Origin of the sequence: Paenibacillus sp. SYP-B3998 (genome assembly GCF_010820665.1) — a bacterium.
In the GTDB taxonomy this organism is placed as follows: domain Bacteria; phylum Bacillota; class Bacilli; order Paenibacillales; family NBRC-103111; genus Paenibacillus_E.
Genome location: NZ_JAAIKC010000001.1, coordinates 488,296 through 513,247, shown reverse-complemented (window position 1 = coordinate 513,247; position 24,952 = coordinate 488,296). Strand labels below are relative to the sequence as shown.

The window sequence follows — 24,952 nt, the reverse complement described above, 5'->3', positions numbered from 1 at the left end:
ATCAGCTCCCTGTCTTACAGCAGGGTTGCCATGCTTCCCTCACGTTCGTCCTGAGCATGAAGACCGTGGCCTTCCTCTTCGACTCCCTTGCGTACGAAATGGACGACAAGGTACACAAACACGATTGCCAAAATGCCATAAACAAGCACAAAACCGATTAACGAGGTCGCTACCATGGAAGTGGAAACAAGAGGCGACACCCCGTCTTCTGTCTTATGCAAACCGAATACAGTCCAAGGCTGCCTTCCCACCTCTGTCATGATCCAGCCCGCTGAGTTCGCGATATAAGGAAGACTAATGGCGGGTATCATCCATTTCAAATAACGACGGTACCCTTCTAAGCGATTGCGCAAAGCGGCGTAGGTTCCGACCAGACTAAGCAGAATCATGAGTACGCCAGCCGCTACCATGATGCGGAAGCTCCAGAAGGTCGTCTTCACTGGCGGAATATAGTTGCCAGGACCGTATTTCACCTCGTACTCGGCCTGCAGTTGATTCATACCAGGCACACTGCCAGTAAGTTTGTTATACGAAAGAATGCTTAATGCATAGGGAATTTCTAATTGAGACTTGTTTTCCTGCTTCTTGACATCGATTCGAGCAAATACGGTCCAAGGGGCGCTATCCCCCGTTGTATTCCAAAGTGCTTCTGATGCAGCCATCTTCATCGGCTGAGATTTCATCAAATGCTGGGCTTGCCCATGTCCAGCTACAGCTGTCATAAAGCTTGCCACGAGCGCAAACACGATCCCTATTGTAAAAGAGGCTTTAAATATATCCACCCTGTGTTTGCGTAGGATTTGATAGGCGCTGACGCCTGTCACGAACAACGCTCCAGTGGCAAGAGCCCCAAAAATGACATGCGGGAATTCTACCCATAGCTGTTTGTTGCCGATCAGCGCGAAGAAATTCGTCATCTCCGCACGTCCATTCCGAATAGCGTAGCCGACAGGCTCCTGCATAAAGGAGTTTGCGCTCAGAATCCAAAATGCAGATAAAGTGGCTGCAATCGCTACAATCCATATGCATGCCAAATGCACCTTTTTCGACAGCCGATCCCAACCGAAAATCCATAAGCCTAGGAATGTTGATTCTAAGAAAAAAGTAACTAAAGCCTCTACGGCAAGAGGCCCGCCAAAGATGGCTCCAACAAACCGAGAATAATCTGCCCAGTTCATTCCGAACTGAAACTCTTGCATAATCCCTGTCACGACGCCTACTGCAAAATTAAGGAGAAACAATTTACCCCAAAATTGTGCCATTGTTTTGTACTTGTCGTCCTTTTTGACCACATACATCGTTTGCATACAAGCAATCAGATACGCAAGACCAATAGATAGAGGTACGATTAAAAAATGGTAAACTGTTGTTATTCCGAACTGCCACCGACTTAGGTCTAATGCTTCCAAAATTAGCGCCTCCCTTCTTTTCGTTATAAGTATAAATCGCAAAGCGTGCTTTGCATGTGATGAATATCACAATCGCGATCATATTTTTGAACAAAATTAGGCAAAAAAAAGCGACCTTCGCGGTCGCTCATGAACTATAAAAACTTTGAAAACGGATAGAGACAACAATTACTTCACAACCAGTACCGGCTTCTTCGCATGATGGACAACATTATGACTGACGCTGCCCAGCACGAATTCTCCAAAGCTGTTGAGTCCACGGCTTCCGACAATAATCAGATCTGCATTAACTTCATCTGCATAGTCGATAATTGTTTTGGCGATAGGACCTTGCTTGATCTGAATATTCGTATTCGTGAAATCGACAATCGTCTCTTTCAGCTTCTCTACGACTTGGTCGGAATAATCAAGATAATTACGTTCAATGGCAATTGGCGGAATAATGACAGATGATCCGATGACGTAAGTCGGAAGATTAAAAACATGAACAATTTCTAATTTGGAAAAGTGATTTAATTTGGCTAATTTCAGTGCGGCGTCTAGCGCTTTCTCAGATGCTTCGGAACCGTCATATGCGACTACAATTTTGGCGTACAGCATATTCTCTCACCTCTTTGTTTTGATGAAATCATCATATCAAGCATTCGCCAGACGCCGCTGTGATGAATGTCACAAAAAAAGAGCCTTCCAAATATTTTTGGAAGGCCCTCTGCTAGATTAAATTTTACGCGATGTTAATTTCGCTTGTGTGAAGAGCAAGAGGTAATCATAGCCGCCTGCTTTGGAATCCGTTCCCGACATATTGAATCCGCCGAAAGGATGTACACCAACCAAAGCGCCTGTGCATTTACGATTGATATATAAGTTGCCGCAATGAACCGTTTCGAGAGCCTCAGCAATACGTTCTTCATTCGTTGAGAAGTATGCCCCTGTCAAACCAAACTCGGTGTCGTTGTAGATTGCAATCGCTTCTTGCCAGTCCTTTGCTTTTGCGATAGCCAAAACAGGTCCGAAGATCTCTTCTTGCATAATGCGCGCTTTGCCGTTCACATCGCCGATAACGGTTGGCTGAATATAATAACCATTGCCTTCAGCCTTCTCCCCACCAGCAAGCAAAGTACCTTCTTGCTTCCCGACTTCGATGTAGTCCAGAATTCTTTCATATGAGGTCTTGTCGATAACCGGACCTGCTGCATAATTGTGCTCAGGTAGACCTATTTGCAGTTGTTTCGTCAAAGCGACAACTCGGTCAACAACTTGATCATAGACGGATTCAACAATAACCGCTCTTGAACCAGCCGAACATTTTTGTCCTTGGAAACCGAAGGCCGAAGCAACGATCGCAGCCGCTGCTGCTTCCAGATCCGCTGTTTCATCGACGATGACACCGTCTTTTCCACCCATTTCAGCAACAACGCGTTTGATCCAAATTTGACCTGGAACAGTGTCTGCGGCCAGCTTGTTGATGCGCAAACCAACCTCTTTGGAGCCTGTAAAGCTAATGAAACGAGTTTTCGGATGTGTCGTTAAATAATCGCCAACTTCTGCACCGCTTCCCGGGATGAAGTTAATAACACCGGCAGGAAGTCCTACTTCTTCCATGAGCGCAACAAACTTATGAGCAATCACAGGCGTTGTGGAAGCAGGTTTAAGTAGCACTGTATTCCCTGATACCACAGCAGCAGTTGTCATACCTACGCAAATCGCTAAAGGGAAATTCCATGGCGGAATAACGACGCCTACACCAAGTGGGATATAAGAAATGTTATTATCTTCGCCAGCAAGTTTGGCTAGTGGTTGCGTCTCGTTGATTTCACTCAAACGAATAATTTCACGTGCATAGAACTCGATGAAATCAATAGCTTCCGCAGTATCTACGTCAGCTTCTACATAATTTTTACCGGACTCTAAAATCATAAGCGCAGAAAATTCATGTTTACGCTCACGCATAAGCTTAGCCGCTTTAAACAAATATTCTGCACGTTCCCGAGCCGGAACCCGCTTCCAGGATTCAAAAGTTTGCAAAGCGACTTGCATCGCCTTTTCCGCTAGAGCTTGATCCGCTTTGCTTACATAACCAATCACTTCATCCACATTACCTGGGTTAATCGATTTGATTTTAGCTTCGGTGACCACTTTTTCAGCTCCGATATACAACGGGTACTCTTGGCCTAATTCGCTTTTTACTTTGGCAATTGCCGCTTCCATCGCTTGTTTATTTTCATCCAAAGCGAAATTAGTAAAAGGTTCGTTTGCGTATGCGCTTACTTTTGTGAATGTAGTCATCTTATTGCTCCTCTCCCTTTGCGGGTCTATTTGAACATATTTTTAAGAACAAACCAAACATTGGCTGGTCGTTCAGCTAAACGTCTCATAAAGTATCCGAACCAATCGACACCGTAAGGCACATAAACGCGCACCCGGTACCCTTCGCTCACTAATTGTTTTTGAAGCTCTTCACAAATCCCATAAAGCATCTGAAATTCGAATTGATCTCTGCTAATTCCTTGCGCACTGACGAACTGCTTCGTGAAGTTAATAATGACTTCATCATGACTGGCAATCGCTGCGTAATGGCCATTTTTCAGGTGCATTTGGATAATTTTTTTATAGTTCTCATCAACATCTTTTTTTTCAGGATAAGCGACTTGTACTGATTCCTTATAAGCGCCTTTAACGAGACGCAAATTAGCTCTAAGCGCACTCAAATCCTGAATATCTTGCTCTGTGCGGAAGAGATATGCTTGAATCACAATGCCCACATTATCATATTGTTCTCGAAGTTCTCGATAAATATCAAGCGAGATTTGACAATGCGCGTAATCCTCCATATCGATCCGAACAAAATTGCCATGCTGACGCGCACGATCTAAAATGCGTTTCATATTGTTCATGCAAAGGTCTTTGCTTATATCAAGACCTAGGGAAGTCATTTTCAATGAAAGATTGGATTGAACACCAGATTCAGCTATCGCATCCAACGTTTGAATGCACATATCCGCAGATTCTCTGGCTTCCTCTTCACTAAAAACGAATTCGCCCAGATGATCCAATGTGGCTATGCGACCGCTTACATTTAATCCTCGCACAGCATCAATGGATTGCTTGATCGTCTCACCCGCAACAAATCGGGCGGCCCCAAAGCGAAGACCGTACTTCTTGGCTAATCGATTAGCAGAGCGGCTCTTCCCCAATGCTTGAAACATATTTCTCAGCATGATTTCCATGTATATATTCCTCCATTGGAATTGAACAATGTTGTATAATTGCATGAGTTAACTATACAACATAACTTCACTTTTGAACAGATGTTGTTTAAAATAAATTAAATGGGAATAAATTGCACACCCCCCATTGAACACGCATTGAAAAATAATTTCATATTTGTATCCTATCGTTATCTCTATAAATATTCATTTTCCTCACCAATCGTGTTGAATCGACATCGCTTTCATGGTAAATTTAAACGAAACGAATGACAAGTCCGCGAGGTAAACTATGTTCAAAAATGAACACTTTCCATTGAACACTCATTTCCATGAGCTTTCTGCTTCATCTACAATTGGAGAGCTCTCGTCCTATTTGCAAAACAAACAAGCCGTCTTAGTTGCAGTAAGCAGCGAGGCTTGTTTATTCATCCCAGAGGATTTGAGTCTGATACAGTTTCAAACAAATTCAAACATTGATATCGCAGCTTATTTGGCAGGAAATCGATACTTTTTCAGTACGATTCTTCCTTACGAAGAAACGAACAGCTGGAATTCCCTGCTGGTTCATCTTCCATCAACCGCCAATCGTCCTTTTCTCTTCAAGGATAGCGATGGACATATCAAAGGGTACGCTCTCCTATCTGCATTACTACAGTTTTCAATCAAGGAGCAGCAGCGATGGTCGGCTTACTTCTCCACATTGGCTGAAACCGTTACCGATGCGGTAACGGTCGTCGATCAGCACGGCGCAGTCATCTGCTGGAACACAATTGCCGAAGAAATCTATGATCTTCCTCAAGCTGATATTTTAGGAAGAGGCATTGGCGATCTTTTTGACACGGAGAATCTTATGGTTCTGAGAATTCTGGACGAAGGGCGAATGATTCGAAATACGTACCATCGTCCTCGGCCGGACACCCACGTGCTCATCAATGCCTCGCCGATACGAGATATGCAGGGGCTCATTATCGGCGGGATTGCAGCCGAGCAAGACATTACACAATTAGTTCGCTTGAACGATCAATTAACGACTTCTCATACCTTCGAGCTTCCTCACAAGCCGAATACGGAGGATCTTTTTTCATTGATCAAAGGCAAGGGACCCGCTATCGGCAAAGTTGTTCAGTGGGCCAAAAAGGTCGCCATTATGGATACACCTGTTTTGCTAGTTGGTGAAGCAGGCGTAGGTAAGGAACAGCTTGCGCAAATCATTCATAACGCAAGCCCTCGCTCCACTCAATTGTTCCTTTCTGTTAATTGCGGAATTGTCCCCCCAGGTTTGCTGGAAACCGAATTATTCGGCTTCCAGGGCGGGGCTTTCACAGGAAGCGATACTGGACAAGCAGGCAAGCTGGAACAAGCCAAGGATGGCACCCTATTTATCAATGAAATTGATCGACTTCCTTTAGACCTACAGGCCAAGCTTTATGACTATATCAACCAACAAACGATCATTCGTACGGGGGGAAGCATCCCGATTCCTGTACGCACACGAATCATCGCCTCCTCTACACAGGACTTGGTTATGTTAGTAGAGAATCACGAGTTTCGATCTGATTTGTACTATTCGCTTGGTGTCATCTCCATTCGAATCCCGCCTTTAAGGGAAAGAATCGAAGATATGCCAGCAATGCTCCAAATGTACCTGAAGCAATTTTCCTTACAATATCATAAGCCGGTTCCCCTACTTTCGCCCGAGGTCATACTGGCTTTCACCAACTACAGTTGGCCCGGGAACGTAGAAGAGCTTCGACATGTCATCGAACGCTGTGTCATTCTTAGTGATGAAGATCTGATTACGCTGGATCATTTACCACATTCCTTACAAGAGCAACAGCCAAGTCTTGCCTATCCAGAAATGGATACGCTGCTTACAGCAGACAAGATACCAAAGTCCAAAGGCACCGAGCAAGAAGAAATTGACCTCATTGAAGAAGCCTTGTTGAAAACAGCAGGCAACAAAAGTGCAGCTGCCAAACTTCTCGGAATTTCCCGCGGGACGTTGTACAACAAAATAAAAGACTATCAGCTAGAATAGTCTTTGCGGTCGTTTACAGAGTCGTTACGGATGGATTCAAGCCATCCGCAACGACTTTTTTCATATAATTTTTTTGCCAAGCAGTGAAGTAATCAGACCTACCGCAAGCCGCGCAGTGCGTCTGCTTTCATCCAGCGCTGAATTGACTTCCACAACGTCAATAGACACTATGCGATGGGATTCGGCCAGCAGCTCACAGGCAAAGTGCGCTTCCCGATACGTAAGCCCCCCTGGCAGCGGAAGCCCAACACCTGGGGCTTCTAGCGGATCTAAAGAATCAGCAGCAAAGCTGATATGAATACCGTCTGTTCCTTCTCCCGCAATTGCAAGCGCCCTTTCAATGACTTTCTCAATGCCCATTCGATCGATGTCATGCATCGTGAAACAAGAAATGCCTTCTGACACGATCAACTCTCTCTCATTCGGCTCCACATCTCGAACGCCGATGACGACCACGTTCTCTTTCTTAATCAAAGCTTCTGAACCGGAAATGTCGCTCAGCTTAAGCCCCGCTATGCCAAGCGCTACGGCAAGGGACATCCCATTGACATGCCCCGTCCGACTTGTCTCCTCGGTATTCAGACCAACATGCGCATCGAAGTATATTACGCCTAGATTCGCCAAATGAGAAGTTACGCCAGCGAGCACTCCAATCGTTACGCTATGGTCGCCCCCTAGCACAAGAGGGAACGTCCCGCTGCCAATGGCTTGCGAAACTTGCTTCGCCACAAGCTTGCTCATGTCAATCACTTCCGGGAGATGCTTAACCTTGCCATCGCTAGACGAGGAAGACGAAGGTAGAGGACATCTCACCTTATATTCGCCAACAAGCTCATAGGATGTCTTACGTATTTGGCGGAGGAGCCCTGCCTGAACTATGCTCTCAGGCCCTTCTTCTGTACCTGGTCGACCCGCTCCAAGTCCGAAAGGCACCTGAATGAGACTTAGCTGTTTATTCGTCTGATGAGTCATCATCATCACCTTCTTCTCTTCATATTGGTTTAAAATACAAGCTTTATGCGTTCAAGCGCCCAATCTAGCTGTTCTTTGGAAATCGTAAGCGGTGGGGCAAAACGGATTGTCGTTTCGTGCGTTTCTTTGCACAGAATGCCAAGCTCTTTCAATTGCTCGCAATAGGGCCTCGCTGGCTTGGTTAGTTCAACGCCGATGAACAAGCCGCGTCCTCGCACCTCATGGATCGCTTCATTTCGAATCTCGCGTAATTTCTCAATAAAGTAATTCCCCAGTTCCAATGAACGTTCAACCAAATGCTCATCCTTCAGCACATCTAGTGCTGCAATCGCAACTGCGCATCCCAACGGGTTACCGCCAAATGTGGACCCATGCGAGCCGGGATTGAACACGCCCAAAATATCCGCATCAGCCGCAACAGCAGATATCGGGAACACGCCGCCGCCAAGCGCTTTTCCCATAATATAAACGTCTGCCTTCACAGATTCCCATTCACAAGCGAACAACTTGCCTGTTCGACCAAACCCTGTTTGAATCTCATCGGCAACAAAGAGAACGTTATTTTCTTTACATAGCTGATACGCTTGCTGCAAAAAGCCTTCCCCAGGAATAACAATCCCCGCTTCTCCTTGAATCGGTTCAATGAGGAAAGCCGCCGTCTTCGGGGTTATTGCCCGCTTCAGCGATGCCAGATCCCCGTATGGAATGATCTTGAAGCCAGGTGTAAACGGCCCAAAGCCATCTTTATATTCCTCAGAGGATGAAAAGGAGGTCACCGTAATCGTTCGTCCATGGAAATTCCCTTCACAAACGATGATTTCGGCCTCATTAGCAGGAACCTTCTTAACTTGATAAGCCCAACGCCTCACTGCTTTGAGGGCCGTTTCTACCGCCTCAGCTCCGGTGTTCATCGGTAAAATCATCGATTTCCCTGTCAACGCTGACAGCTTTTCATAAAACTCCCCAAGCTGATCGTTATGAAAAGCGCGCGATGTCAATGTCACTTTATCCGCTTGATCCTTGAGCGCCTGAATAATCCTCGGGTGTCTATGTCCATGATTCAGGGCCGAATAAGCGCTTAACATATCCATAAACCGGTTGCCTTCCGGATCCTCGACCCAAACACCCTCTGCCTGTGAAATTACAATCGGCAGCGGATGATAGTTGTGGGCTCCGAATTTTTCGGTTTGTTCAATAATTTGGCTTGTGTCGCTCATCTTGTTGTCACTCTCCTGCTTATCATTATGCTACAGAATACGTTCACCAAATACAGAACCGATCAGCTCTACCGCCGTTTTGGCTGTTTTATTGTTTTGATCCAGCATCGGATTCACTTCCACAAACTCAGCAGAGACAAGACAACCACGTTCATGCAGCATCTCCATTGCAAAGTGACTCTCTCTGTAAGACATGCCTCCAGAGACTGGCGTACCTACACCAGGCGCATCCCCTGGATCCATACCGTCCAAATCCAGGCTCAAATGAACGCCGTCTGTACCGTCGGTAACTATCTGAAGCGCTTCTTCCATCACCTGCTTCATGCCGTTCCGATCAATTTCATGCATCGTAAATACTCGTATGCCTTTATCCTTCAGAAATTTCCGTTCACCCTGATCAATGGATCGCGCACCGATGATGACCACATTCTCTGGTCGCAGCCTGGCTTCAATCCCCCCGATGGAAAGGAGCTCTGGATGACCATATCCCAGGGCGACAGCCAATGACATCCCGTGTATATTTCCCGTGAATGTCGTTTCCTCCGTATTAACGTCTGTATGAGCATCAAACCAGATCACACCTAATTTGGGGACATGCTGCAAGACGCCTTTAATCGTTCCTATGGCAATACTATGGTCGCCTCCGAGTACGAGCGGGAATTGCCCCTTTTTCATTTCGCTCGCAACCGTTTCGCATAATTTATGATTCACTTGAATAATCTCTTTCAGATACTTGAGCTTCTCGCCTGCTTGATAAGCCTCGATGACTCGATTCACAGGAAGATCGCCAAGATCTTCGATTTGAAAGCCCAATGATTCCAGCCTATGGTGAATGTTGGAGGCTCTAATCGCGCCTGGTCCCATATCCGCACCGTGCCGGTCGGCGCCATACTGCATGGGGACGCCAATGATAGAAATATGGTTATTCATCGTAGCATTCATCCGCTGCACCCCTTCATATTTCCCGTATTATGGTCATTGTAACACAGTAATTTCCTTTGAAATCATTGAATTATCCAATCGTAACAATTGAAAAACATTATGTTTAAAACCACAAAAATCCCTCTAATGAATTAGCCGGTAAACGGACTTCTTCTCTAGAAGGATTTACATAAATCATCATATTGATTATGAAAATTGGCTGCCGTTGTTCATCTTCATTTAAATTCAATGACCAACGGCACATTCTCCTGAGCACTCACGACGCCAGGACGAGTACCATAGCTTTTAATCCCCGTGATTAAGATTTTCTTGGCATCAGGACTCCAATACATTTGATAGAAATTTCTGCCTTTATAAGAGACCTGTTCATTTAATAAACGATTGCCCTGCAGGCTAGCCACATACATATTTTCACGATCCTTGGAATAAGCGATGTATTTCCGATCATTCGAAAGCCCAAATGTACTTACTTGTTCCGCTAAGGTAGTTGCCGTTTCATTTCGACGGTCATATAACGTTAACGAGCCATTTTGCCCAACAAATACAACTTGATCGTTATTCATAAAATCAAAATTCCCATCACGTCTCGCTTCATGCTCGTACTGACTAATAAATTCATTTTCTTTCAAAGCTCCAACAGTGATAATGTCATCTTGACCCTCTCGAAGGATAACAGCAAGGGCACTTTCCCCATCATCTGAAACTTTGACATAAGAAACGAACCCGCCCTTCAATTGAGTGAACACATACTCCTTCGAACTATGGAGATTCACATCGTAAACGACGATTCTCGCTTCCGTTTTACTTCGATCCTTTTTTGCAAAGGAGATGTAACGGCTGCTACTTGACCAAACGATTGCTCCCATCCTCAACTGATCATTGCCAATCTCGCCAATGAGCGTTTCCTTATGATCTTTTAACCCAATTAGCTTTATGATTTGTTTCTCATGCTCATTTGAAGCTACACACAGCTGCAATCCATCTGGGGATAAGTCTCCAGCCTCCATATCCTTATTCACGCTCATTTGCTTCTGGCGAGAATTATATTGGTATTCTATGCTTTCTAGTCTCAGCTCCTGATCGTTTCTTCCAGAATCGCCTAGGATATGATCGTTATCTAACCATCCAAGGATATTCTCATTACCGGAAATTTTATATATTTTATTCACTTCAAAATCCGCTTTCACTGCGGATGACTTCTTATTTTCTTCCGTGTCGTCAACAATGATCGTTTTGGATTTTAACTGATTCATACATCCGCCTAGGACAATGACAGCAACTAGGAGCAGTCCTCCCAACCTCACAGCTCGTTTCCTCATCCCTGTTCCCTCTTTGCTTGCAAATAAGGTATTTGCATACTTACGCAGATTTCTTCGTTCGAACACGTCATTGAAATCTGACCCCCGTGGTCCTCAACAATGGCTTTGCAAATCGTTAATCCTAAGCCGCGGCTTCCTGCTTCTATTACTTTCCTCTTTTCAGATCGATAGCACGGATCAAAGAAGCTGGCCACATCCTCCGAGCTTATTTCTTCCCCTTTATTCATAATCGAGATTTGAATGGTTTCTTTTACAAGCAATGCCGTGACACTTATATAGGTATGGGGATATCCATATTTAATCGCATTATCGATCACGTTAATGAACAGCTGCCTTAGCTTATTCGCACTTCCCTGAACAAAGAGCCCTTCTTGAATATTGTTTACAATGGTTTTCTTGTATCTAATCGCTTTAAACGTCATGCCTTCGCATACGTCCTGCAAAAGACGACCTAATTCAATGGCTTCCAATGCTTCTTCGGTGGAGGTTTCTTTGGACAATTCCAAAAGACTAACGACCATTTGATGAAGTCTTTGACTTTCGTTAACAATATGGTTCATACCTTTATCAAAAAAAGCCTCGTCCGTCCATCTGTTTTCTTTGATCATTTGCGCATAGCCCAAAATAGATGTCAGTGGTGTTTTCAATTCATGTGTAACGTTATCAAAAAATTGTTTGCGATGATGATTCAGATCGATCAAACGATCTCTGTCTTTTTCAATTCGATTAATTTGCAGTTTAATTTTATCAATCATTTGACTAAAGTTACTGGCAAGCCGGCCAATTTCATCTTTTCTTTTGATCGAAATGCGAATATCCAGGTTTCCATTTGTAACCTCTGTAGAAATTTTGCTCAGCTTAATAATCGGAATCGTGATATTTCTGGATAAGATATAAGAGAATAAAAATGCTGCCGCAAAAATTCCGCTTGTCAAATAAAATATAACATCCAGCATATGTTTGCTCTGTTCATACAGAAAAGAGAAATCTTTGACGAATCGCAATATGCCAACCTTTTTACCGTCGATAACGACAGGATACGAATAATATACTTGCGCGGTGCTGTTCGTATAGTGAATCGTATAAGCTGTTTTCCCGTTTATCGCATGTTTAAGATCATCATCGTCTACTCCTGAGAACTTACTCTTATTAGAAGCGTATAATAACTCCCCGGTTATGGTATAGGCGCTACTTTCACCGGATGTGACGCGTTGCAGGTCATCTACCATTTCCCGGGAAATTTGTTGAAAATACATTTCATCATGCGTAAAATGATTGATCAGAAAAGCTTGCTTGACGTAAATATTGCTATTTTTCTTAATACTGATCAAGTCCTGTGTGATAACTTTCTCATGACTCGTTTCGATGATGCGAACTACAAAATGATTCATTAGCAATAGAGATATGGAAAAAATTAGAAAAAAACCAACTAGAAACTTAACTTTTATTGTCGGGGCCATGCCATTCATCCAAACCTTTTTTCAAATTTATAACCAACGCCAAATACGGTTGCAATGATGTCATTCAAATCAAGCTTCTTACGCAAGCGTTGGATGTGAATGTCGACGGTTCGAGTATCACCGGCATACTCGTATCCCCAAACGAAATCCAATAATTCTGTTCTGGAAAAAATCTTCCCTCTATATTGATAGAACTTCATGAGCAGATCGAATTCTTTGGGCGTAAGCTCGATAATATCCCCATCTTTTTTGACTTGCCTTTCCTCAACAATAATAGCTATGTTTTTAAATTGTAGGACACTAGGTCCTGATTCCTCTATAGGTTGACTCCCTTGGGCCAATCTCCTAAGAACGGTGCGTATTCTAGCGGCAACCTCTCTTACATCGAAGGGTTTGGTCATATAATCGTCCGCACCGAACTCCAAACCTACGATTTTATCTGTGATATCAGATTTGGCAGTAATCATAATAATGGGCAGATTATGGGTTGCCGTTACTTTTTTGCAAACTTCAAGTCCACTTATATCGGGAAGCATCCAGTCAAGCAAGAGCAAATCCGGTTGAAACTGCTCAACCCCTCTTAAACCTTCTGCCCCCGTATTGGCGGTCATTGTTTGAAAACCTTCTTTATTTAAACTATAAGAAAGCAAATCGGATATGGCAATTTCATCTTCAACTATAAGAATTTTTGCACGCTCCACAATTTCCACTCCATCCTCACCACAACTAACCATAAGACAACGTTGAAGTTATCATATCATACTTACTTTCAGGCTCAAATGCGAGAGGAAGCCGAACTTTTACTGTGGAGAAGGTTGGGCTTGTGCATTCGGAGCTTCACTTGCTGGCAGCTCAACAGCTTTCGGAGCTTCGGTAGTTGTTGAGCGCTGGACTCCTTCTGACGGTTTCGTTTCCGCCGATGGCTCACTTCCCGCTTTCGGCCTTACAACCGCCGTTGGCTCACTTCCCGCTTTCGACCTTACAGCCGCCGTTGGCTCACTTCCCTTTGATACCCTTACAGCCGCTGTTGGCGCACTTACAACCGTCATTGACTCACTTCCCTTTGGCACCCTTGCACCCGCCGTTGGCTCGCTTCCTGCCCCTACATCCGTAGACAATACACTTCCCGTCGTCGCTGTAGCATCCGTTTTAGATGTAGGCTCAGTTGACGATTGCATGTTTGTCACTGGTTCACTTTCCTTTGGCGTTGTGCTACTTTGAGAAGAGCTGTCTTTCGGCTGCGAAATGTTTTCACCTGCTCTTTTATCCATTTGAAGCTCTTTATTCCCACTAACCTTCTCATTCCCATTACTGCAAGCTACAGCTGTTAATAGTAACGCTGCACCTGTCATCATCATCAATGCTTTTTTCATCTTTTCATCTCTCCTCATCCTGTTTATTTAGATTTGCTTCTTCCCACATCCACCTTTTATTTTTAAACAAAGATGTTAATAAAACTTCTCTAAGTTGTAAACAAAATGTATCTAAATGATCCGACACGAAAATCAGCAAACAAAAAAACTAAAGAAAAAGCTCGCTAAGTGATCTGGACCCTCTGTCAAGGACACTTGAAAAAAAGAGTGGTTTAGGTGTTCGTTGAAAATAAAGTTCTAGACTGGAGTTGTTGATCTAATGTGGTTTTTCAATTATTAATTTGGCAGCCTTCGCAAAATAAGTTTTAGACTGTTCCAATAAAGTAAGCAGCGGCGGACTAAGACGTGAAAATAAAGTCTTAGACTGCCGCTGCTGTTTCAGCCTGTTATTGAACTAACATTCCCCAGTTAGCGTAACGATTAGTTAATCGAACTCTTAGTTAACATTTGATTTCGACGGAAAGTGATTGTTCCTAATGTTAAGTCAACAGAAACTCTACTACTTCAGCCTTCAGCGTTTCGTGAAATTGCACGCGATCAAAGCCGGGCGGGTCTTGCGAGGGGGGAAAGGCTGGTGAAATCATCTCAGCTGGGAAAGGAGTCAGGAAGGAATAATGTCCGGCATTCTCCACCGTCCGATAGCGAATCATTTGCGGTTCAGCAACACTATTCATGATGATCTGCGCGTGAAAAGGAGGTGTGTAAGGGTCTCGCTCGGCATCCAACATGAGAATGGGGAGCCGAACGTTGCTTAATGCTCCCTCATTACGGAACCAAACGGACGCCGGGGCTAGCAAAATCAGGGACCGGATGCGTGAATCATGAGGGACATCGATCTGCTGCGGCTTCCCATCCGGGCTCTCATTAGGGAAGGAGGTCGGGATGCCGCCAGCTGCTGCAAGCGCGGTGTAGCCCCCCATGGAATGCCCGATGACCGAATGGCCTCCCGGCTGGAGAAGCCCCTTAAACCTCTCATCTTCAAAAAACCAGTCGGCTGCCATGCGAAGGTGCCGGGGGCGATAGGTGAGGTTTTGGACAGTACCTACCAAACTATTATCGTTGCGGTTATTGAATGGATGTTCGAGCAGGCCAACGATAAAGCCGCTGCGCGCCAAATGCCGAGCGAGCGACCGGTACACATGCGGTGAACCGCCTGTACCGTGTGAAATGAGCACTAGCCTAAATTTTCCATCCAGCGGCGCTGCGTCTCTGGCCACCTCCAACGAGTACGGCCCTATCCTATCAGTCTGTTCCGGTGCATCTGTCGGATACATCACGATCATGGGAACGGTCACCCTCAATGCGTTGTCGGTAATTTGTACCTCGCAGCAACCTGCATATACTTCAACAATGTCTTCTATTTTGTTCATCTTGATCTCTTCCTCTCCTTGAGCTACATGCTCCTAATATGGCGAGCCAACGGGAATATATATGTCTAATACCGAATCCTCGTTCATCGGTCCTAGATATCGATGGTCGTAACGCACAAACTCCGGGTAATTCGTACGAACGCTGCCTGACTGGGGTAACCACGTTTCATAAATGTACTGGAACGTATCGTTGAGTCTCGATACTGTCCCCTTATGAGTAAAAACCGCATAAGTCACCACTGGGAGCAGCTTAGCGACCATTCCCAAGGGAACTACACTCTCCTCGCTGGCTACCTCGACACAAGCGATATAAGTGACTTCCCATTGCCTACCTGTAAGTTCAATGACCGCATAAAATATGTCTTCCGTATCCGGCTTTCGCTCAATTTCAAACAAACGCTGCCTAAAGCTCCGCCATAGCTTTCCGACCTCGTCCGAATTGACACCCGGTATCGACATGCCGACCAGATGCAGCTTATTCAGGCAGACAAAAGCTGGCACGAGGGAGACGCTCTTATTCAAATGCTGTAGCCCCACTTCATCCAAAGGAAGCTTCTCCATTGCCCGGAACAGCGTGTCCTTCATGTCCCTTTGCTTGCGAAATTGTCCAGGCGAGATGGAGAACATTTTCCAAAAGGCTCGGGCGAAGGATTCCTGAGACTCGAACCGGTACAGGATGGCAATATCTATGATCCTTTGGTTGGTATAAAATAAATCGTATGCTGCTTGCGTCAATCTCCGCTTGCGTATGTACTCCGAGACGGAGTTTCTCGTAACCGATAGGAAGATCCGGTGAAAATGGTACGGCGAATAGCCCGCAGCCTCCGTAACCTTGGTGCTTAAGCTTTCATCGGTCAGATGATCCTCAATATAGGCAATGGCCTTAATTACCAAATCCTTATAGTTCACTTTAATGCCTCCATATCGATATACTCACTTTACGACAGATGGAACGCTCTGTTTTGATATTTTTTGCGGAATTTTACTTTACCCAACAGCTAACACTACTTTCCAAGCGCAGATAGTTTCCTGATCAGCCACACTCTTCGGTTCGCCAAAAGAGCAACCTCTGGCAATTGCTCAGTCTCGCTGGTTTTAAACAAATCTGCCCGTCCCTCGGTTAATGATGCATCGATAGTCTAAGACTTTATTTTCCTGGTCTACATCTTTATTTTCTTAGTCTACAACTTTATTTTCCAGTCTAATACTTTATTTTCTTTCTACACCCTGAGACTCAAGGAGTCTCATTCTTGCTTCCTGTCTTGCAATCACTTCATCCTGCGTTAGTTCACGCTTCAGGGGACGTCCAGAAGCTTCCTTGCGGGAGTCGGCTAGTCCAATGATTCCGTCTTTTCCGTATGCTTTCTTCCAACGGTTTGCGCTTTGTTCAACTCGCTTCATTCCAATTACGCTGACATCAAATCCATTAGCTTCAAAGATTTCTTTAGGAGTCTTTCCTGACATGTAAAGGTCGATAAACAACCGCTTAAATTCATCGGCATAGATTATTGATTTCGTGCTTGCCTTGACAACGTATTTATTCGTTGATAAATGCTTTCGTTCTTTTTCGCTAAAGATTTTCTTAGACATGATGTAATCCCCTCCGGGGCTTACTCAGTATACAAAAAAAGGTACCCATAGTCTGAACACTTTTTCAAAGTGTCCAGACTATGGGTACCAGTGTAAAGTGAGCTTCTTTGGGCAATTATATGAAAATAACGCGATTCATCGTCGGAGCATGTCCTTAATTAGCTGCACTCCAGCCAAATTCGTTTCACAATCTCGGCAAACGAATCAATATTTTTCTCCTCCGTACGTTTTTTTAGAATCACCATAGAGGTTTGGATTTTACCAGAAAAACGGTGGATTTCGGCCAACGTTCCTTTTCTTAACTCCTCCTCTACGAGAGCAGAACCCAGCAGCGCAATGCCTGTATGGTATAAAACTGTTCTTTTGATCGTTTCGTCCGTAACACATTCAATATAATTTTCTGGTGTGAATCCGTATTCGTCCAAGCATTCGTTAACAAGAAGCTGAATATTGGAGCCCGATTTATAGGTGATAAACGGAAATTTCTCCATTAGCGTTCTCGCATCATATTTTTCAAACAGCTCCTTCGTCGTAACCAGAACAAGATCCTCTTTGCCAAGCGGCAAAGATTCCATATCGGTCGAAGGACATGGCCCCGCAATGATTGCTAGGTCAGCCTCATTCGTCGCCACCTTTTTCAAGGCGTCATTGCTGTCGCAGGAGAACAACTGCAGCTTAACCTGCGGATTTTGAGAAATATAGGAATGTATGATGAGTGACAAGTATTGCGTACAGTAAAATTCTGGAGCCGCAACCGTTAATACGCCATGGGGATTATCGAGCTTCCTTAGTTCCTGCTCCATCTCTTCGAGCACCGCAAACGTTCGATCTATATACGTCTTAACCAATTTGCCTGAAGGGGTCAGATACGTCTTCTTCCCTACTCGATTAAATAACGTGACACCTAGCTCGCTTTCCAGCGATTGCAGCTGAAGCGTAATCGTCGGCTGTGTGTATCCAAGCTGATCGGCAGCTCTGGTTAAGTTCAAACAATCCGCAACAACTTGAAATGTCTTGTATTTTCTGAAATCCATGATTCTCTCACGCTCCTCATTTGGAGATAGCTCCTCGGCATTAAGGATTTCTTCTTTTCCATACCCAACTATATTCTTGATACGTATAGAATCTTCCTTTACTGGATTGAAAAAACAAACGATGGCGTAAGACCAACATAGCCCGATGAAAAAAAATATTCGTTAACGCCAAGAAGTCGGGTTTCATACCATGTTTCCTTTAATAAATAAGGCAAACAAAGGCTAGTCCGTTAACTTCCATACGGACTAGCCTTTGTTCTTCCATCTTCTACATTGCCGTTTCTTCTGTCTTCTCCTCTTGCTTGATGGGGCGGCTCTTACTTACCTGTACGCCCATCATTCTACCGATACCAAGGGCTGTACATTCAAGTGGATGATCTGCAATATGTACGGCTACGCCTGTCTCTGTGCGAATTCGTTCATCAATACCTTCGATCAAGGCTCCACCTCCGCAAAGCAAAATCCCTTGTTCCATTACATCTCCAGCAAGTTCAGGTGGACACAGCTCAAGTGTCGCGCGAATGGCATCCACCAATGTGCCTAAGAATTCATTCACCACTGTATAAATTTCACTTGAGGTCAACCGAAGGGATCTAGGCAACCCCTCCATCAAATCGCGTCCTCGGATGTCGAGCGTCCGCTCAGGGATTGAGATGCTTGCTGTTCCGATCTGTTGCTTGATGACCTCAGCCGTTCGCTCCCCGATGTCAAGGTTGTATTGCCGTTTAACATACTCGATGATATTGCGATCAATCGACATTCCCGCTCGTTGAATCGTATGACTTGCGACGATGCCTCCTAGCGACAAAATAGCTACTTGGCACGTACCGCCACCAATATCCAGAACTAAATGGCCTACGGGTTCATCGAGCCTCAGTCCTGCGCCCAGAGCTGCCGCTATCGGCTCTTCTATCGCAATTGCCTTCTTGGCTCCCTTGTGGACGACGGTTTCTTCAATGGCCCGTTTCTGTACATTCGTAATCCCGCATGGCACCGATATGTAAATTTGAGAGCTTCGAAAAAAAGAAGGCCGTCCTTGAATTTTTTTTATAAAATATTGAAGCATCCTGCTTGTCTTATCAAAATTGGCAATGACCCCATTCACTAAGGGATAAGTGATTTCCACATGATCAGGAGCTCGGCCTATCATCGCTCGCGCTTCCTCGCCTGCTGCCAACAGCTCACCTGTTTTTTGGTTATAAGCAATCACGGATGGCTCGTTAAGCACAATGCCTTTTCCCTTCTCGAAAATGACGGTGTTTGAGGTTCCTAAGTCAATCCCGTACAGCTTATCGAATTGTTTAAACATTGAATAATTCCTCCTTTGTTTGTGTAGCTATTTATGGTTTGGAGGTGGCATACGTAGTTATAGTATTCTGGTCGAGCTCTCATTTTATGGGGGCGAGCCAAGCAGTTACATACAGGGAAAATTTGTTAACTAGCGGCAAATTAGCTATAATGCTCGTAACAGCAGCTTTAAAACCTGAAGTTTTTGGATTCCTGGTAATTGCCTGGACAGTCTCCTATTTCCATACCCCGACTTAAGTCTAGCTCCCTATACCGACACAAGTCTGTGTTAACAACGACCTTTTTCATCTAGGATATACATATGGAAAGGAAATAAATTCCTTTATTTATATAGGAGGTTACGATGGAAATTTACAGTTTTCTGGCTTCAGTAAAGTGGTTGACGGTTGGGGAAATCATCCTATTGATTATGAATCTGATGCTTTTAGTCAGATATGCTGTGCCGATTCAAAAAAGCTATCGTTGGTTTGACTTTGTGCCTAGTGCGGGTTTACTTATAGCCATCATAAGCCTGCTATCAGGTAATACAACACCTCCGGCTATTGCCATCTATACCGTTTCCTTGGTTATATTTCTATGTACAGTCAGACGATTATTTAGACCAACTGGACGAATCAGGCTCCCTAAGTATCGATTCGTAAGAGCGATTTTTTGTATATGCGGCGCAATTCCTCTAATCGTAGCACTGCAGCATGCTGGCGAGCTTCGTTATAACCCAACTAGTGATCTTAGCAAACTGAGCTACGCGAAGGCTTTTGTTCAATTGAATCAGCGATTAACCAAAGAATATCCCTTCGGTGAATGGAAACACGTGAACTGGCAGGCGTTACAAAACAAGTACGAACCTCTATTTAAGCAAATCGATCAAGATAAAAATAAAGAAGCATACTACAAAACCTTAAAAGATTACCTCAGCTCCTTCCGAGACGGGCACGTCAGAATTGTGAATGACAAGGTGTATGAAAATCAAGTATTTAAAAATGAAGTCGGCGGTGGCTTCGGGATCAGCACCGTGCAATTGGATAATGGCAAAGTGCTCGTCAGCTTAGTTCTGGAAAATAGTCCCGCTCAAAAAAATGGAATCAAGCTAGGTTCAGAGATTGTAACCTGGGACGGCAAGGATGTAAAAGAAGCTTTTGCCTCCACCACATGGAGCGATGGCAGCATAGCTACCGATGAGGCTAAGCGAATTAATCAGGGACGATTTATGGCGAGATCTCCGATCGGTAAAGAAATCCAAGTAGGATTTCAGAATGTCGGAGATAAGAAAATAAGTAAAGTCATGCTAAAAGCCTATGACGACCAGTATGAGACACTTAAGCAAACCAAGGTGAAATTTACCCAAGCCGATCTGGATGGTCCCTCTATTGAAGGTAAGGCACTGGATAATGGGTATGGGTATATTAAAATCACCCATTTTGCTCCTAGCGACACAGCACCTAACCCTGAGAAATTGCTAGAAGACCAATTGAAGAAGCTACAAACGAAGCCGCTCAATGGCTTAATTATCGATCTTCGTAACAATCCAGGCGGCGTGGATGCACTGGCGGCTAATCTGACTGGACATTTTGTCAAAAAGAAGACAATCTATGAATATGCAAGTTATTACAATCGCTATACGAGCAAATTTGAAATAAATCATAGCGATTATCTTACCGTGCAGCCTACCAAGCCCTCTTACACAGGTAAAATCGCTATTCTTATTAATAGTCGAACAGGAAGTTCAGGAGAAGGCATGCCTCTTATCCTCAAAGGCTTACCTAATGTTACGATCATTGGATTCACCTCTACAGCAGGTTCATTCGGAATTGTGACTAGTCCTATTACATTTAATATGCCAGAAGGCTATTTCGTTGAATTTCCGGATGGAAGGTCACTCAATGCGAAGCAAGTCATTCAAGGGGATGCGGATTATACCGGACAGGGCGGTGCGGTTCCCGATATTAAAATTCCACTAAACGAAGAAACATTTAAAGCCATGTACGTGGAGGGACAAGACGTAGAATTAAACTATGCGCTAGCGGCGCTGCAAAAGTAAACGAAATAAATGAAATAAACAGCCACATGCCTATTGGATAACCCTTAGGAATGTGGCTGTTTACCTATTCATACAGCGCTTTATCCTCACCCGACCACTTGTTCCACAAAAAAACTGTCCCATCCAGTCTTTTCAGACCTTCAAGGACAGCCAGATTCCAATTATTTGATCGCACTACTATCCGCCAATTTATTTCAAACCAGCAGCAATTGCTTTCCAGAATTTCTCGTCTTCTTCACCCATTGCATAAACAGATACGCCTGCAAGCTCGTAAGTCAATGTATAATGCGTTTTGGTTTTGATACTCGTTTCATCCTCGTACCAAACCACGTGTTTAGAGCCGTCTTTCGCCGTATATTTGAAAGTCATCGATCCTGTTGCATTATCTCTTGTTGGCTTGCCTTTCGTGCTTGAAATCAACTGCGGAATATCTTTCCACGGAATCAATTTGTTGCTGCTGTTCGTTTTGTCCGATAAATTCCAGTCATTCCCATAGGCAGGAATCCCCATGAGCACTTTCTCGGAAGGAACATAAGTAATGGCAAATTTAAGAGCTTCCATGATCCATGGCTTACTTGCCACGGAGCCTGGGTCTGCCCAAACGCCATGCTCATCATAGGTCATCACTTGAATGATGTCCGCATAAGTGCCAAGCGGTTCAAAATCAAATGCTCCCGTCCAATCATCCGCAGGATCATCTTGCGCCTTCGCTGGCACGGAAACCATCGTCAGAAATCCTTGTGCCTTCATAACACTAGCGACGTCTTTAACAAAACTAGTCATCGCATTGCGATCACTTGCCAAAACAGCTTCGAAATCGATGTTAATGCCTTTATAGTTATTCGTTTTAACTAAAGAAACCATGTTAGCAATCAAATTCTTTTTGGCTGTTGCATTCGTTAATACTTCATGAGCTACATGACTGTCCCAATCTGTAGTACCATAGTTGGAAACCAAAGCGTATGGGAGAACACCTACGGAGTTAGCATAAGCAACTGCTTGGGTAGGAATCGCTCCTACAATATTACCATTCGCGTCTGTATTGAAGGTATCGGTTGATATTTGATTGATGTAGCTGTGATAGTTAGTAAGCGCATTGGACGAATCATTCGTGTAGTAACCTAAAATAATCGGGGAATTAGCACTTGCTTTTGTAGTTAAACCTGTTGATAAAGTGACTGCGAGTGCCGCAACCGTGAAAAAGCTAACGATTTTTTTGATTTTCATAGATGTCGTTCCTCCTTAGTTTTGAAAACATACATTGCGCATTTTCATTTCTGCCAGAGCTTGAAACAGCTACCTCCCCCCTGCGTAATCAGACCAATGAGCTAATGAATAGAGCCCCTCATTCACGCTTTAAAAAACTGCGGTAAGAAGGCTTTATTTTGTTCTAACAGCTCCTTCAACATACGATCAGCAACATTTACGGAAGGAATTAGCGGGTGATGCCCTAATGCTTGCAGAGCCAGACTGCGATCTCCATGAACAGCAGCTTCAATTGCTAGTTGTTCATAGGTTTTAACCGCATGCATTAATCCTTTCACAGAAGCCGGAATATGCGAAACTGGCAGCGGAATCGGCCCTTGCTTAGTGACCACGCAATTAACTTCAATGCACGCATCAGACGGCAAAAAATCAATAATATTGCCATTAGCCACATTTAAAGTTTGAATATCGCGTGTGTCATTATAGAGTGACTTCATTAGATTCACAGCGGCTTCGGAGTAATACGTGCCACCACGCTTCTCCAGCTGCTTCGGCTTTTCAGCTAAATTCGGATCTTGGTACAGCTCGAACAACTCATCTTCCAGGCGTTTAACAACTTCTGCGCGAGTTCCCTCTTTGGCTGAAGACTCCAACTGATCCTTCAACATTTCCTGCGTCAAATAATAATATTTCAAGTAATAAGATGGAATTGCGCCCAAACCATGAATGAAATCGGCATTCCATGCGGATTGCGGTACATTTTTCGCGGAATAGCCTTCGCGAAGATCGAACAGCTTTTCCAGCTTCGATTCCCCATCGACGCTTACTTTCGTCACCCAATGCAAATGGTTTAAACCAACGAATTCCGCATAAATTCGCTCTGTTGGAACTTCAAATAGCTCCGACAACCATTTGTATACGCCTGTTGGCGCGTTACACAAGCCAATTGTTTTGATTTTCGAATATTTGTTGATGGCTTCCGTGACCATGCCTGCCGGATTGGTGAAATTAAGCATCCAAGCATCTGGGCAAAGCTCTTCCATGTCTTTACAAATATCAAGCAAAACAGGGATTGTACGCATCGCTTTCATCATGCCGCCGGGACCTGTTGTTTCCTGTCCAATCACGCCATATTTAAGCGGAATCGTCTCATCCCAGATGCGCGCTTCGAGAAGACCAACCCTCATCTGCGTGGAGACAAAGGTAGCCCCCTCCAGCGCTTCTCGACGATTGATTGTTAAATGAACAGCAATCGGCAAGCCTGACTTTTCTACCATACGCTTCGCCAAATTCCCAACGATATCCAGTTTATGTTGACCTGCTTGAATATCGACCAACCAGATTTCAGTCACAGGCAGCTGTGCGTGATTCAGAATAATGCCTTCGATTAATTCCGGGGTGTAAGATGATCCTCCGCCAATAACAGCAATTTTCAATTTTTTATTCATTGTGGACAACTCCTTTGATGTTAACTATCTGGCTTAACTTTTCATAGATGGAAGCTGTGATGGCTATGCCGTCTTTCTCCATCGCTAGCAAAATCGATCCCACTACAGGCTCTACCGTCAATATTTTCAATTGACAGCCTGGGGCTGCTTCGCGAACCGCTTCAGCAATATAAGGATGAATAAATTCGCTATGGCCTTTCGTTAGAACACTGCCGGCCAAGACAAGATCGAAGTTATCCTCCTGCATATGCAAGCGTTCTACAACCGCTCTGGCGGATAATCCTAATTCAACGCCTTGTTTTTGTAAAATTTGTATAGATGCGCTGTCTCCCCTTGTCGCAGCATCGAAGATCAGCTTCGTCAAATCAGACGGAATGCGCTTATGAAGATCAAGAAAGCTATGAAACATTTCCTCCACAGAAGCATAGCCCAGCGATTCAAGAATCATATCGGTCAACAAGGTTGCTTTACTGCGTCCTTCCCAAGCCCGAATAACGGTTCGAAACGCTTCGACCGACAGCTCGCTGCCCCCGCCGAAATCACCGTATTCATAGCCAAATCCCCCGCACTGGAGCATATCGCCATGCTTATTGATTCCAGCTGCATTCATCCCAGTTCCGCATATAAGCACGGCGCCATAGGGCTTTGCCGTTCCTGCGCGCATGGCGATAATCGTGTCGCAAACGATTTGAGAATTAGGAAATCCAAGCTGTTGAATCATCGGTCTTAAGATCCGATAATCCGCTTCCCGATCTGCTCCTGCTAGACCGAACCAAGCGACTGCAATATCGGCAGGCTGAAGATTTGCTTGCTCGAGCGCTTGAAATACCGCATCTCGTATATTTGTACGTGCCATCTCTACCTGAATTTGATGATTGCCTGGGCCGCTGTTGCCGCTTGCCAGCCAATGCCCTGTCTCGTCAGTAATGACAGCGTAAGTTTTCGTGCCGCCAGCATCCACACCTAGATAGTAGCTCAATTTCCTCACTCCTACGTTCATTGTTACGTTTCTCTATGCT

21 protein-coding genes are annotated in these 24,952 nt (G+C 44.4%); 2 read left to right on the top strand and 19 right to left on the bottom strand.

The genetic code is table 11. The features are described 5' to 3' along the window. Positions 1 to 14 precede the first annotated feature (14 nt). The 4 genes from GK047_RS02260 to GK047_RS02245 all read right to left on the bottom strand — a co-directional run bounded on the left by GK047_RS02260 (position 15) and on the right by GK047_RS02245 (position 4,636). Entirely contained in the window at positions 15 to 1,409 is a 1,395-nt protein-coding gene (locus GK047_RS02260; RefSeq protein ID WP_163940664.1) for a cytochrome ubiquinol oxidase subunit I, read from the bottom strand. A gap of 168 nt (positions 1,410 to 1,577) precedes the next feature. Beyond that, positions 1,578 to 2,009, bottom strand: a complete 432-nt coding sequence (locus GK047_RS02255) for a universal stress protein (protein ID WP_163940662.1) — start codon at positions 2,007 to 2,009, stop codon at positions 1,578 to 1,580. Between the two features lie 117 nt (positions 2,010 to 2,126). After that, the gene (gene pruA / locus GK047_RS02250; protein WP_163940659.1) at positions 2,127 to 3,695 is read right to left on the bottom strand and encodes an L-glutamate gamma-semialdehyde dehydrogenase; all 1,569 of its coding nucleotides are present in this window, start codon (positions 3,693 to 3,695) and stop codon (positions 2,127 to 2,129) included. Positions 3,696 to 3,721: 26 nt separating this feature from the next. Then, positions 3,722 to 4,636 carry a proline dehydrogenase family protein gene (locus GK047_RS02245; protein ID WP_163940657.1) on the bottom strand — a complete coding sequence of 305 codons (915 nt, stop codon included), beginning with the start codon at positions 4,634 to 4,636 and terminating at the stop codon, positions 3,722 to 3,724. A gap of 271 nt (positions 4,637 to 4,907) precedes the next feature. Between GK047_RS02245 and GK047_RS02240 the strand changes: the two genes are divergently transcribed. Next, positions 4,908 to 6,656: a sigma-54 interaction domain-containing protein gene (locus tag GK047_RS02240; protein WP_163940655.1), complete on the top strand. Its 1,749-nt coding sequence runs from the start codon at positions 4,908 to 4,910 to the stop codon at positions 6,654 to 6,656. Positions 6,657 to 6,716: 60 nt separating this feature from the next. Here the strand turns inward: GK047_RS02240 and rocF (GK047_RS02235) are convergent, their stop codons facing one another. The 12 genes from rocF (GK047_RS02235) to mreB all read right to left on the bottom strand — a co-directional run bounded on the left by rocF (GK047_RS02235) (position 6,717) and on the right by mreB (position 19,242). Continuing rightward, positions 6,717 to 7,634: an arginase gene (gene rocF / locus GK047_RS02235; protein ID WP_163940653.1), complete on the bottom strand. Its 918-nt coding sequence runs from the start codon at positions 7,632 to 7,634 to the stop codon at positions 6,717 to 6,719. Positions 7,635 to 7,657: 23 nt separating this feature from the next. Next, a complete protein-coding gene (locus tag GK047_RS02230; protein ID WP_163940651.1) occupies positions 7,658 to 8,845 on the bottom strand; it encodes an ornithine--oxo-acid transaminase in 1,188 nt (395 codons plus the stop codon). Between the two features lie 30 nt (positions 8,846 to 8,875). After that, positions 8,876 to 9,787 (bottom strand): arginase, encoded by a 912-nt coding sequence (gene rocF, locus GK047_RS02225; protein WP_163940649.1) that lies wholly within the window; start codon positions 9,785 to 9,787, stop codon positions 8,876 to 8,878. 215 nt (positions 9,788 to 10,002) lie between these two features. Continuing rightward, positions 10,003 to 11,106 carry a TolB-like translocation protein gene (locus GK047_RS02220; protein WP_163940647.1) on the bottom strand — a complete coding sequence of 368 codons (1,104 nt, stop codon included), beginning with the start codon at positions 11,104 to 11,106 and terminating at the stop codon, positions 10,003 to 10,005. Continuing rightward, positions 11,103 to 12,566, bottom strand: a complete 1,464-nt coding sequence (locus tag GK047_RS02215; RefSeq protein WP_163940645.1) for a sensor histidine kinase — start codon at positions 12,564 to 12,566, stop codon at positions 11,103 to 11,105. Before GK047_RS02215 ends, GK047_RS02220 begins: the two co-directional genes overlap by 4 nt. Before the next feature lie 5 nt (positions 12,567 to 12,571). After that, complete coding sequence (locus tag GK047_RS02210) at positions 12,572 to 13,267, bottom strand: response regulator (protein WP_163940643.1); 696 nt, start codon at positions 13,265 to 13,267, stop codon at positions 12,572 to 12,574. Between the two features lie 99 nt (positions 13,268 to 13,366). Next, positions 13,367 to 13,939: a hypothetical protein gene (locus GK047_RS02205; RefSeq protein ID WP_163940641.1), complete on the bottom strand. Its 573-nt coding sequence runs from the start codon at positions 13,937 to 13,939 to the stop codon at positions 13,367 to 13,369. Positions 13,940 to 14,418: 479 nt separating this feature from the next. Continuing rightward, positions 14,419 to 15,309 (bottom strand): alpha/beta hydrolase family protein, encoded by an 891-nt coding sequence (locus GK047_RS02200; protein ID WP_163940639.1) that lies wholly within the window; start codon positions 15,307 to 15,309, stop codon positions 14,419 to 14,421. Positions 15,310 to 15,342: 33 nt separating this feature from the next. Next, the gene (locus GK047_RS02195) at positions 15,343 to 16,218 is read right to left on the bottom strand and encodes a GyrI-like domain-containing protein (protein ID WP_163940637.1); all 876 of its coding nucleotides are present in this window, start codon (positions 16,216 to 16,218) and stop codon (positions 15,343 to 15,345) included. A gap of 300 nt (positions 16,219 to 16,518) precedes the next feature. Continuing rightward, positions 16,519 to 16,899, bottom strand: a complete 381-nt coding sequence (locus GK047_RS02190; protein ID WP_163940635.1) for an HTH domain-containing protein — start codon at positions 16,897 to 16,899, stop codon at positions 16,519 to 16,521. A 158-nt stretch (positions 16,900 to 17,057) separates the two neighbouring features. Continuing rightward, positions 17,058 to 17,933, bottom strand: a complete 876-nt coding sequence (locus GK047_RS02185; RefSeq protein WP_163940633.1) for a LysR family transcriptional regulator — start codon at positions 17,931 to 17,933, stop codon at positions 17,058 to 17,060. Between the two features lie 268 nt (positions 17,934 to 18,201). Continuing rightward, positions 18,202 to 19,242: a rod shape-determining protein gene (gene mreB / locus GK047_RS02180; protein WP_163940632.1), complete on the bottom strand. Its 1,041-nt coding sequence runs from the start codon at positions 19,240 to 19,242 to the stop codon at positions 18,202 to 18,204. Between the two features lie 342 nt (positions 19,243 to 19,584). Between mreB and GK047_RS02175 the strand changes: the two genes are divergently transcribed. After that, positions 19,585 to 21,279, top strand: a complete 1,695-nt coding sequence (locus GK047_RS02175; RefSeq protein ID WP_163940630.1) for a S41 family peptidase — start codon at positions 19,585 to 19,587, stop codon at positions 21,277 to 21,279. A gap of 189 nt (positions 21,280 to 21,468) precedes the next feature. On the opposite strand, the gene GK047_RS02170 is transcribed toward GK047_RS02175, so the two are convergent. The 3 genes from GK047_RS02170 to GK047_RS02160 form a co-directional block, all read right to left on the bottom strand. Beyond that, positions 21,469 to 22,506 carry a glycosyl hydrolase family 18 protein gene (locus GK047_RS02170; RefSeq protein WP_163940628.1) on the bottom strand — a complete coding sequence of 346 codons (1,038 nt, stop codon included), beginning with the start codon at positions 22,504 to 22,506 and terminating at the stop codon, positions 21,469 to 21,471. A gap of 122 nt (positions 22,507 to 22,628) precedes the next feature. Beyond that, a complete protein-coding gene (locus tag GK047_RS02165) occupies positions 22,629 to 23,933 on the bottom strand; it encodes a 6-phospho-beta-glucosidase (protein WP_163940626.1) in 1,305 nt (434 codons plus the stop codon). Beyond that, the gene (locus tag GK047_RS02160; protein WP_163940624.1) at positions 23,926 to 24,912 is read right to left on the bottom strand and encodes an N-acetylglucosamine kinase; all 987 of its coding nucleotides are present in this window, start codon (positions 24,910 to 24,912) and stop codon (positions 23,926 to 23,928) included. The genes GK047_RS02165 and GK047_RS02160 overlap by 8 nt, the downstream gene beginning before the upstream one ends. Positions 24,913 to 24,952: the final 40 nt, after the last annotated feature.